This is a genomic window from Streptomyces sp. NPDC050315 (genome assembly GCF_040655775.1).
Lineage (GTDB): Bacteria > Actinomycetota > Actinomycetes > Streptomycetales > Streptomycetaceae > Streptomyces.
Genome location: NZ_JBFAKN010000010.1, coordinates 163,950 through 175,092, shown reverse-complemented (window position 1 = coordinate 175,092; position 11,143 = coordinate 163,950). Strand labels below are relative to the sequence as shown.

At 70.4% G+C, this 11,143-nt stretch carries 10 protein-coding genes; 7 read left to right on the top strand and 3 right to left on the bottom strand.

Annotated features, from left to right (window positions below):
• Positions 1–19 precede the first annotated feature (19 nt).
• From AB0I82_RS31690 to AB0I82_RS31665, 6 genes are all read left to right on the top strand, one after another.
• The gene (locus tag AB0I82_RS31690) at positions 20–1,348 is read left to right on the top strand and encodes a TRAM domain-containing protein (protein WP_363260880.1); all 1,329 of its coding nucleotides are present in this window, start codon (positions 20–22) and stop codon (positions 1,346–1,348) included.
• 606 nt (positions 1,349–1,954) lie between these two features.
• Positions 1,955–3,538, top strand: coding sequence for an asparagine synthase C-terminal domain-containing protein (locus AB0I82_RS31685; protein ID WP_363260879.1), 1,584 nt, complete (start codon positions 1,955–1,957; stop codon positions 3,536–3,538).
• Between the two features lie 5 nt (positions 3,539–3,543).
• Complete coding sequence (locus AB0I82_RS31680) at positions 3,544–3,837, top strand: PqqD family protein (protein WP_363260878.1); 294 nt, start codon at positions 3,544–3,546, stop codon at positions 3,835–3,837.
• Positions 3,837–4,370 carry a lasso peptide biosynthesis protein gene (locus AB0I82_RS31675; protein ID WP_363260877.1) on the top strand — a complete coding sequence of 178 codons (534 nt, stop codon included), beginning with the start codon at positions 3,837–3,839 and terminating at the stop codon, positions 4,368–4,370. The genes AB0I82_RS31680 and AB0I82_RS31675 overlap by 1 nt, the downstream gene beginning before the upstream one ends.
• 98 nt (positions 4,371–4,468) lie before the next feature.
• Positions 4,469–6,199, top strand: a complete 1,731-nt coding sequence (locus AB0I82_RS31670; protein WP_363260992.1) for an ABC transporter ATP-binding protein — start codon at positions 4,469–4,471, stop codon at positions 6,197–6,199.
• Positions 6,200–6,366: 167 nt separating this feature from the next.
• Complete coding sequence (locus AB0I82_RS31665; RefSeq protein WP_363260876.1) at positions 6,367–7,098, top strand: DUF4232 domain-containing protein; 732 nt, start codon at positions 6,367–6,369, stop codon at positions 7,096–7,098.
• Here AB0I82_RS31665 and AB0I82_RS31660 read toward each other — a convergent pair.
• The gene (locus tag AB0I82_RS31660; protein ID WP_363260875.1) at positions 7,061–7,918 is read right to left on the bottom strand and encodes an AraC family transcriptional regulator; all 858 of its coding nucleotides are present in this window, start codon (positions 7,916–7,918) and stop codon (positions 7,061–7,063) included. The two genes, AB0I82_RS31665 and AB0I82_RS31660, sit on opposite strands and share 38 nt — an antisense overlap.
• Positions 7,919–7,968: 50 nt before the next feature.
• Between AB0I82_RS31660 and AB0I82_RS31655 the strand changes: the two genes are divergently transcribed.
• The gene (locus AB0I82_RS31655; RefSeq protein WP_363260874.1) at positions 7,969–8,433 is read left to right on the top strand and encodes a DUF2000 domain-containing protein; all 465 of its coding nucleotides are present in this window, start codon (positions 7,969–7,971) and stop codon (positions 8,431–8,433) included.
• A gap of 74 nt (positions 8,434–8,507) precedes the next feature.
• Here AB0I82_RS31655 and AB0I82_RS31650 read toward each other — a convergent pair whose 3' ends face one another.
• Positions 8,508–9,842 (bottom strand): MFS transporter, encoded by a 1,335-nt coding sequence (locus AB0I82_RS31650; protein WP_363260873.1) that lies wholly within the window; start codon positions 9,840–9,842, stop codon positions 8,508–8,510.
• A 24-nt stretch (positions 9,843–9,866) separates the two neighbouring features.
• Positions 9,867–11,081, bottom strand: a complete 1,215-nt coding sequence (locus tag AB0I82_RS31645) for a M20 family metallopeptidase (RefSeq protein WP_363260872.1) — start codon at positions 11,079–11,081, stop codon at positions 9,867–9,869.
• Positions 11,082–11,143 lie beyond the last annotated feature (62 nt).

Below are 11,143 nucleotides of genomic sequence, written 5' to 3'. Positions count from 1 at the left end.
TTTTTGGAGCTCACTCGCCATGCCGGAAGAACCGAAGAAGTCCCTGGTCGGCGAGGAGTACGAGGTCGAGGTCGGGCCCGTGGCGCACGGCGGCCACTGCATCGCCCGTACGGACGAGGGCCAGGTCCTCTTCGTACGCCACGCCCTCCCCGGCGAGCGCGTGATCGCCAAGGTCACCGACGGCGAGGAAGGTGCCCGCTTCCTCCGCGCCGACGCCGTACAGGTCCTGACCGCCTCCAAGGACCGGGTCGAGGCCCCCTGCCCCTTCTCCGGGCCTGGCCGCTGCGGCGGCTGCGACTGGCAGCACGCCAAGCCGGGCGCCCAGCGCCGCCTCAAGGGCGAGGTCATCGCCGAGCAGCTGCAGCGCCTCGCGGGTCTGACCCCCGAGGAGGCGGGCTGGGACGGCACGGTCGTGCCCGCGCCCGGCGACAAGGTCCCCGCCGGTGAGGTACCGGCCTGGCGCACCCGCGTCCAGTACGCCATCGACGCCGAGGGCCACGTCGGCCTGCGCAAGCACCGCTCGCACGAGGTGCAGCCCATCGACCACTGCATGATCGCCGCCCCCGGCGTCTCCGAGCTGGGCATCGAGAAGCGCGAGTGGCCTCAGATCGCCACCGTCGAGGCCATCGCCGCCACCGGCTCCCACGACCGCCAGGTCATCCTGACCCCGAAGCCCGGCGGCCGCCTCCCCATCGTGGAGCTCGACAAGCCGGTCTCGGTCATGCGCATCGGGGAGAAGGACAAGGGCGTGCACCGTGTCCACGGCCGCCCCTTCGTCCGCGAACGCGCCGCCGAACGCACCTGGCGCGTCGGCAACGGCGGCTTCTGGCAGGTCCACCCGCAGGCCGCCGACCTCCTGGTCGAGGCGGTCATGCGCGGCCTGATGCCCAAGAAGGGCGACATGGCCCTCGACCTGTACTGCGGCGTCGGCCTCTTCGCCGGCGCGCTGGCCGACCGCGTCGGCGACAAGGGCGCCGTCCTCGGCATCGAGTCCGGCAAGCGCGCGGTGGAGGACGCCCGCCACAACCTCGCCGACGTCGACCGCGTCCGCATCGAGCACGGCAAGGTCGACCAGATCCTGCCCCGCACCGGCATCACCGACGTCGACCTCGTCGTCCTCGACCCGCCCCGCGCCGGCGCCGGTAAGCAGACGGTCCAGCACCTCGCCTCCCTCACCCCCCGCCGCATCGCCTACGTAGCCTGCGACCCGGCCGCCCTGGCCCGCGACCTCGCCTACTTCGCCGCAGCGGGCTACGTCCCGAAGCGCCTCCAGGCCTTCGACCTGTTCCCGATGACGCATCACGTGGAGTGCGTGGCGATCCTGGTGCCTGCGGAAAAGGCCCGCTGACCTACGCCAGGTGGGCCGCACTGGGCGCGCCGTTCGGCTCATGTATCGACGCTCCCGGAAGGTCGGGATCGGATATCCAGTCGCCTCAGGCGCACGGGCATGTTCCACTCTCTCGTGAGCCATGTGGCGACTTATGTCAGTAATAGAAAAAAGAATACCTCCCTTACCTAATCGGGGGAATTTCCTGCGTGCCTGTTTTGTCGTCGGGTTGTTCGGGGAACGCGGCAGGTGCAGAACCGGGAAAGGAGGTAGGGGCATGCTCAAGTACTCGGCACCGAAGGTGATCCGTTTAGGGCGGATCGAGAAACTGACCGGTCAGCTCAGGAAGGGCTGCAAGGACCTTCTGCACGAGGGCAACATCGTATGACGAGTTCGCGCTCGGGCTCCTCACCTGCTCCTCCGCTGGTGGGCGGGGGAGGAGTCCCCGCATCCGAGGAACGTCTCGTGGTGGACTGTTTCGGGTGCTCGGGGCAGGTGGCGCCGGGAGCGCCGCATCCCGCTCTCCATTACGTTGGACGGGAATATAGTGTTGATCGGCATCCCGGAATAGATTTTTGCACATATCAGTGGCTGCGTCCGGGGAATGGAAAATCACCGCCCCAACCGGTGCCCGACTCCTGTCTACTCCTCTGCGGTCCGCTCCTGCGGCGCCCGTCGGCGGATTTCGTCGAACGGATCATCCGCGGCGTGACGGGCGGTCATCATGATGTCCTCACGCGACTTCCGGCGGAATTATCAGGATGTGTGGTGACACCGGAGCGCGTCGTGGTGTTCCGTGGGCTGTCCAGTCCGGATCAAATCTTCTTCCGCAGATCACCGAAGGGTGTCGCGTGGTCCTCCGACCCGCGGGATCTGATCGACGGGCGGTATCCGGAATTCGACAAGGAAACTCTCTGGCGCAGCTGCCGGAATGATGACATTTTCATCTATCCGGGTATGGGGCGGCTGAAGTTCGGTGAACTCGCCGTTCTGGACCGGCACTCGACGCGGTTCGAGCAGTACGACCCCGTCACCCCACTGGAGCTGCCACGCCGCACCACTCTGCGAGAGTACGCACGCATCACCTATGACCTGCTGCTGGAAGAGACCCGCCCCTACGCCCACGGCGCCGACGGCGGCGGCAAGCGGATAGGAATTCTGCTCTCCGGTGGGGTTGATTCGTCCGCTGTGCTGGCGGCACTCGTCGACCACGGCGCCGACGTCATCGCCTACCACATGAGCACCGACGATCCGCTCGCCGACGAGTCCCACTACGTCGACCAGGTGGTCCGTCATCTCTCCGTGCCGTTGGTCACCATCCCCCGGGCAATGCAGGACGATTACTTCTCCGCGTTCTCGACGGACTCCGCCGAGTGGGACTTTCCGCATCCCTTCAACCACGCATGGCTGCGCCCGTTGGGACTCCTGGGCGACCGCGTCGCCGCTGACGGCGTGAGCATCCTCCTGTCCGGCCTGGAGGGAGATACGGTCTACGGACCGTTGCGGTACGGACTGCACGACATCATCGCCGGGGATGTGCGGCGACGTGAGAAGTGGCGAATGCTGCAAGGAATGGTCGCCACCCGGTGGGAGCTCAAGCGCATCCTGCGCAGCATCAGGCCCTCGTATTCCCTGTACGCCGATCCGGAGGCACACGCCGAGACGGAGACCGGCTGCGACTTCCTCACGCCGATGCCGAACGTCCCTCCCGCGGAATACGCCCCCGATTTCTCGGCGCAGGAACACACGCTCAATCTCACTCTCTGGCGGCCGCGCGGCATCCACCTCGGCAAGCCCTGGGGAGGCAGGGGGCTTCGCTGTCTGGCCGCCCGGCTGCCCGATGCATACCGGGTGATCCCGTTCGCCGGGCGGACGATCGACAAACCGGTGCTGCGCCTGGCCGCGGCGCACCGGCTGCCGCCGGACGTCTGGCGCCACTACGGACGGACCTGGCTGGACTCCCCGGAGGAGAACTGGGCACTGCGCCACCCCGACGTCTACGCCCGGATTCTGGGTGGTCCGGACACCCGGCTGGTCGCTTTGGGGATCGTGGACCCGCGGCGGCTCACCGAAGTCCTCGCCAGCCCGGTGGCCCTCCGCCGCAACGCGGAGAGCCTCCTGTCCTCCGCCATGGTCGAGCTGTTCCTGCGCGACCTCGAGAAGAAGATCGGCCCCGAGAGGCCGAATGCCGGTACGACCTACCGGAGTTGAACGACATGCCCCTACTCAGCCTGACCGAACAGACAGCCTTCGACCCCGCGGACGGCACCGGAGTCCTGCTGGACGGCGCCCAGGGCGTCTACTTCGAACTGAACCCCGTGGCCACCCTCATGCTGGCGGCGGCATTGCAGTACGACACCACCGAGGAGGCCGTCCGGGACCTCGGAGAACGCATCGACGCCACCGAGGAGACGCTGCGCAACGGTCTCGCGGACCTGATCGCACAGCTCACCCGGAACCACCTGGCCAAGCCGACCGCGCACCACTCGCCACCGGCATCGAGCGCCTGATGGGCAGCGTCCGCGCCGACTGGGAATTCCTTCTCTGGGACACCGACCAGGCGCCACCACCGTCGCTGCCGCCCCGGCTGCGGCTGGTCGCCGTGGCACGCACCCTCCACGCGGTGCGCCTCCTGCGACGGCACGGCTGGCCGGACGCCCAGCGCTGCTTGCGCGGCATGCTCCCCGCCTCCCGTCTCGGCGCCGAACTCGAACCGCCGGCAGCCCTTCGCCTCGCCCACCGGGAGACGCTGCCCTGCTTCACGGCACTGCGACTGGTCGAACCCAACGCACTGTGCCTGCCCCGGTCCTTCGCACTCGCCACCTACCTTTCGGCGCTCGGCCTCCCGGCCGAGGTCGTGGTGGCACGGCAGCGCACGACGATCGGCGCACGGTTCGCGTTCCACGCCTGGACGGAGCTGTACGGCGAGGTGCTGGCCGACATCCCCACCGTCCAGCTCGGCTTCACCGTGCTGCAACGCGTCGGCTGCGAGCAGGCGATGAGGACGAGCACGCCGGTAGGAGCGGGGACGGGCCCCGGATGAGGCCCGGCACGGGCAGCGGAACCGGTGGGCACGGTCCGGCCGACCGGAACAAGGCACCCGAGGGACACCGCACAGGCCCGCAGGAGGTCCGGCGCGTGATGCGCGGCCACGGCCGCAGGATCGCGTCGGGCGCGGCCCTGGCCCTGATGGAATCGGCACTCGCGCTGGCCCAGCCGCTGCTGGTCAAGCGGGTCATCGAGGAGGCTCAGTCGGGCGCCGGCACGGGACGTACCATCGGGCTGCTCATCGCGCTGTTCCTCGCACAAGCAGTGGTGCAGGCAGTGGCGCGCTACGTCCTGGCGCGCACCGGAGAAGGAATCGTGCTCGGGCTGCGGCTGAACCTCATTCACTGCCTGCTGCGACTGCCCATGCGGACATACGACCGGCACCGGATCGGCGACCTCATCTCGCGTACCAGCGCCGACAGTACGGCGCTGCGGACACTCATCGCCGAGGGCTTCACCGACGCGGTCACCGGCAGCATCGGGCTCATCGGCGTCGTCGCGCTGATGCTGTGGCTCGACTGGGTACTGTTCCTCATCGTGCTGGCCGTGATCACCCTCGGCTCACTGGTCGTCGCCTCGGTGCTCAGCGGCATCGAGCGGGCCTCGCTCCACGCCCAGCAGGCCACCGGCACGATGACCGCGGAACTCGAACGCGCGCTCAGCGCCATCCGCACCGTACGGGCCAGCGGAGCGGAGCAGCGGGAGGCGGAGCGCATCGGGGACCGGGCCAGGTCGGCGTACAAGCAGAGCGTGCGCGTCGGCGCCCTGGACGCGGTGATCTCGCCGGCAATCATGCTGACGATCAACGGCTCGTTCCTGCTGGTGCTGCTCATCGGGGGCGTGCGGGTCGCCGGCCAGGAGGGCTCCGTCGCCGATCTCGCGGCCTTCTTGCTGTACCTGCTCTACTTCACAGGGCCGGTCAGCGCCGTCTTCCAGGCGTCCAGCACCATGCGCCAGGGCCTCGGTGCCCTGCGGCGCATCAGCGAAATCCTCGATCTGCCGGGCGAAGCGGAGACCGCACCGGCCCTGCCCAGGCGTGCGGTTGCACCGGGGCGGGACGTACCGGTGCTGGAGTTCCAGGACGTGTGGTTCCGTTACGACCAAAACCGGCCGGTGCTGCGCGGGGTCTCCTTCCAGGTGCGGCCCCACAGCCACGTCGCCCTGATCGGTAACTCCGGTGTCGGCAAATCCACCGTCTTCGCGCTCACGGAGCGCTTTTACGATCCCGACGAGGGCCGAATTCTCTTCGCCGGGCAGGACATACGGGACATCGGCCAGGCCGCGCACCGGGCGCGGATCGGACTCGTGGAGCAGCACGCCCCGGTGCTGCACGGCACACTCCGGGAGAACCTGCTGTACGCGGCGCCGGACGCAGACGCGGACGAGCTCGACCGCGTGCTCGAACTGGCACAGCTGACCGAGCTGGTGTCCCGGCTGCCACGCGGGCTCGACACCGAGGCCGGTGAACACGGCATGGCACTGTCGGGGGGAGAGCGCCAGCGCATCGCTCTCGCCCGCTCGCTGCTCACCCGGCCGGGGCTGCTGCTGCTCGACGAGCCGACGGCCCATCTGGACGCGGTCAACGAAGTGGCACTGCACGAGGCGATCCTGCGCATCTCACGCGAGTGCGCCCTCCTGGTCATCGCACACCGGTACTCGACCGTCCGCGCCGCGGACCGCATCGTCGTCCTGGACGGCGGCCGGGTCGTCGCCGCCGGCACCCACGACGAGTTGCTGGTCAGCAGCGCCCACTACCAATTCCTTTCGCGCGCCCAGCACACCGCCGCGAACCGGGTCGCCGAGGAGGGCACGCCGCCCCTCTGATGCCGGCCGTACCGTCGAGGTGTGGACAACCGTGCAGGCGGGCCGGGTGCCTGCGTGAACCGCGCGTTAGTGGTGTGTTAGTGGGGCATCAGTGGGACTCGGCACGGTAGATGGTGCGGGACCGAAGGGACCGGGACCGTACGTACCGACCCGGTAAGGGGATTTCCATGTCGCACCACACCAGCCTCCGCCGCGGCCGCAAGGCCGCCACCGCCACGCTGATCGCCGCCGCGGCCGCGCTCGCGCTCACGGCCTGCCAGGACGACGGCTCCGGCGTGAAGTCCGGCGCCCCGGCCGCCCCGTCCGCCGCCGCTTCCGACTCCGGGGCGGCCTCGGGTTCCGCCTCGGCCGCCTCCGGATCGTCGTCCGCCGAGGCCGACGGCGGTGGCTCGGCCGACTCCCAGTCCCCCTCTGACCAGTCCGCGAAGGGGACGGCCGTGCGTACCGCCTCGGCGCGTACCGCCGCTGCCGCTTCCACCGACACCTCGTCCGACCGCTGTACCGCCGACGAGCTGGGGCTGCGGCTGGGCCGTACCGACGTCGGCGCGGGCAACATCCGCTACCCGCTGGTGTTCACCAACAACGGCACGACCTCCTGCACGCTGCGCGGCTACCCCGGCGTCTCGCTGATCCAGCGCGACGGCCAGATGATCGGCAAGCCCGCCACTCGCGAGGGCGCGGCGGGCAAGGCCGTCACCCTGAAGCCGGGCGGCAGCGCGTACGCCGTACTGCACACCATCCAGGACGGCCTGAACGACGAGCCGTGCTGGAAGAGCCCGTACCTCCTGCAGACCTACCCGCCCGGCTCGACGGACGCGATGACGCTGCGCACTTCCGACCTGCGGGTCTGCGGCGGCCGGTTCACCGTGACGGCGCTGGAGCCGGGCGCCGGTCAGTGAAGTGCCCCGGCGGGACGCCGAGGACACGCTTGAAGTGCCGGGTCAGATGCGGCTGGTCGTGGAAGCCCGCGGCGGCCGCGGCGTCCCGCGCCGCCATGCCGTCCAGCAGCAGCCGCCGGGCGAGGTCGACACGGCGCGCGGTGAGGTACTGGTGCGGGCTGATGGCGAACTCGCGGCTGAAGGCCCGTACGAGGTGCGCCGGATGGGCGTGCAGCAGCCCGGACGCCTCCTTGAGGGTCAGCCCTTCGGAGACGTGGGTGTCGAGCAGGTCGCGCAGCTGCCGGGCCAGGCCAGGACCGGCGGCGGAAGGCGCGGCCGGCGCGTCCCGCCTCGTCGGATGCCGCCGCGACAGGTGCCGCCGCAGCCGCTCGGTGACGCACAGGAACCGGCTCTCGGACTCCAGCTCCTCGCCGGGCAGGACGAGGGCGTCGTGCAGCCGGTGGATCCGGTCGCGCAGCGTGGCGTCCTCCAGTACGGGCGCGTCGACCGCGAGCCCGATGTACTCCTCGCCGAGGCCCGCCGCCTCGGGGTCGAGGTAGAGCACGCGCTTGCGAAAGCCCTCCGGCGTGATCGGCGAGCCGTTGTGCGGTACGTGCGGGGGCAGCAGCGTGACGCCCGTGCGCAGCGCGCCGTGCTCGTGCCGGTCCAGGTCGTACCGCACCATGCCGTCGTCGATGATCAGCAGCGTCCACGCGGCGTGGGTGTGCAGCGGATAGGCGTGACCGGTCAGGTGCGCGTGGTAGACCTCGGCGATGCCGGCCACCGGCGGGCGCCAGGCCCTGACCTGCGGCCTGACAGGGGGGAGAGGACGGCGGACCATGCAAAAAACGTACAAGACCGGGCCGGGGACGGGTCGGAAGAATCCACGGTATGGAAACTCCGAACACCGCTGATCACCCGCTGACCGCTCCCGGGCCCGCACCCGTCCGCTTCGACACCAAGCTCGCCGTCCTGCTGCGCGAGGACCTGGAGACCTGGCAGCGGCTGAATGTGACGGCCTTCCTCGTCAGCGGTATCGGCACGGAGATCCCCGACGTGATCGGGGAGCCGTACGCGGACGCCGACGGCAATGACTACCTGCGGATGTTCCGCCAGCCCGTGCTGGTCTTCGAGGGGATGAAGGAGACGCTGACCGCCGCGCACGGCCGTGCGCTGAGCCGGGGCGTCGCCCTCTCGGTGTTCACTTCGGACCTCTTCGCGACCGGTAATGACCGGGATAACCGGGCTGCCGTACGGGCGGTCGGCCGGGATCAGCTCGATCTGGTGGGGCTGGCCGTGTACGGGCCGAAGAACGCCGTCGACAAGATCGTCAAGGGTGCGCGGATGCACCCGTGAGACGCGCGGACGCACCCGTGAGAGGCGGCGCGGGCGGGGGCCCGCCGGTCGGCCGGCCCCCGCCCGGGTAACGGCTACGTCAGATCCGCGTTCTTCGTCTCCGGAATGCGGTGGATCACCGCCACCCCGACCAGCAGCAGCACGACCGTGTAGCCGAGGAACAGGTCCCCGAGGCCGTGCCCGGCGAGCCAGGTCTGCAGGTACGGGGCGCTGCCACCGCAGGCGGCCACGGCGACGGCGTACGGGAAGCCGACGCCGGAGGTGCGAACATGGGTGGGGAACAGCTCCGCGTAGACCGCCGGAGCGATCGCCACGCCCGGCGCGATGAACAGCATCGCCACGGCCAGCGCCACCACGAGCTGCCACACCTGGTCGTCGATCATCCAGTTCAGGGGGAAGGCGACCAACGCCCCGCCGATCGACGACAGATACATCACCGGCTTGCGGCCGACGCGGTCCGAGAGCATCCCGAAGAGTGGCAGCGTGAGGATGAAGACGGTGTTGACCGCGACGCCCGCCCACAGCACGGCCGACGCGTCCATCCCCTTCGTACTGATCGCCTGGGCCGGCGCGGACACCACCCACGTGTAGTACGCGACCGTGCCACCCAGCGTCAGCCCGATCACCTGGAGACAGGCCTTGCGGTGGGCCCACAACGAGCGCCACAGGGAAGGCCGTTCGTGCGCCGCCTCCTCGCGCGCCCGTTCCCGCTCGAACGCCTCGGTCTCGGTCAGCCGCAGCCGCATCACCAGCGCGTACACGCCGATCAGGCCGCCCGCGACGAACGGGATGCGCCAGCCCCAGGCGTGCAGCTGAGCCTCCGTCAGCATCGTGGCCAGCACCGCGCCGAGCAGCGTGCCGGCGAGAATGCCGCTGGTGCCGGAGACGTAGATCAGGCTCGACCAGCGGCCGCGCCGGCCGCGCGGTGCCATCTCCGAGACGTACGTCTGCGCCGCCGGCAACTCACCGCCGTGCGCGAGGCCCTGAGCGAGGCGGGCGACGAGCAGCAGGACCGAGGCGCCCACGCCGATCGTGGCATGGGTGGGGGAGAGGCCGATGAGCAAGCTGCCCCCGGCGGCGAGCGCGATCGAGGAGACCATGGCGGCCCTGCGGCCCTTGCGGTCGCCGAGCCGGCCGAAGAACAGCCCGCCCAGCGGCCGCATCAGGAACCCGACCGCGAAGATCGCGAGGGTGGTGAGCAGCGGCGCCGCGGGGTCGCTCGCGGGGAAGAACTGGTCGGCGAAGAACGGCGTGAAGACCGCGTAGACGTTCCAGTCGTACCATTCGAGCGCATTGCCGATGCCGGTGCCGAAGATGGTGCGCCAGCGGCCGGGCGCCGGCGCGCTCCCGGGATCCGGGCCGGGATCCGGAGTGGTGTGCGGGACGGTGGGCGGTGCGCTGTCGGACAAGGGGACCTCCCTGGTGGACGCCGGTCATCTGGTCGTCGTGCGGGGAGCGTCGGTGGTCAGCCGGCGCAGGGCGAGTTCGGCGTAGAGCGCGGCGCCGTCCCCCAGGACGCCGTCGTCGAACTCCGCGAGCGGTGAGTGGTTGTACGGCGCGGTCTCGACGTCGCGGTCGGCCGGGCAGGCGCCGAGGAAGGTGAACGCGCCCGGCACCTCGTCCAGCACCCGCGAAAAGTCCTCGGAGCCGGTGACGGGCTGCGGCGCCCAGGCGAACCGCTCCTCGCCGTGCACCTCGCGCGCCACGTCCGCGACGAACTCCGCCTCCGTGTCGTCGTTGACGGTCGCCGGGTACTGCTCGATGAACTCCGCCGTCACCTCCAGCCCGTGCGCCGCCGCGATCCCCCGGCACACCTGCACCGCACCGTCCTTCATCCGCGCCTGCGCGGCCGTGGAGAACGTACGGATGGTCGCCGAGAAGCGCGCCTCGCCCGGGATCACATTGGACGCCGTACCGGAGTGGAACTGACCAACCGTCAGGACCACCGGGTCGAACGGGTCGAAGGAGCGGGTCACGAACGTCTGCAGCGCGGTGACCATCTCGCACGCGGCCGGAATCGGATCCTTCGCGCGCTGCGGCGCCGAGCCGTGGCCGCCCGCGCCCCGTACCGTCACCTCCAGCACGTTGGACGCGGCCATCGCGGGCCCCCGGCGGGTGGAGAACACCCCGCCCGGCACCGATGCCGAGGACACATGCAGGGCGTACGCGGCAACCGGACGCGAGCCCGCGGCCTCCAGTACGCCCTCGGCGAGCATGTGCCCCGCGCCGTCGAAACCCTCCTCGCCGGGCTGGAACATGAACACCACGTCGCCCGCCAGCTCGTCGCGGCGGGCCGACAGCAGCCGGGCCGCGCCCGCCAGCATCGCCGTGTGCAGATCATGGCCGCAGGCGTGCATCCGCCCGTCGACCCGCGAGGCGTAGTCCAGGCCCGTGCGCTCGGCCACCGGCAGCGCGTCCATGTCACCGCGCAGCAGTACGGTCGGCCCCGGGCGGCCGCCCCGCAGCACCCCGGTCACCGACGACAGGCTCTCGCCGGTGACGGTCTCCAGCGGCAGCCCGTCCAGCGCGGCCAGTACCTTCTCCTGCGTCCGCGGCAGCAGCAGGCCGGTCTCCGGCTCGCCGTGCAGGGCCCTGCGCAGCTGGACAAGATCACCGTGCAGCGCTTGCGCGTCTTCTTTCACCGACACCACGCATACCTCCTCCGCCCACCGGGGCAACGGACCGGATTTCGGTTCCGTCATGCTCCACA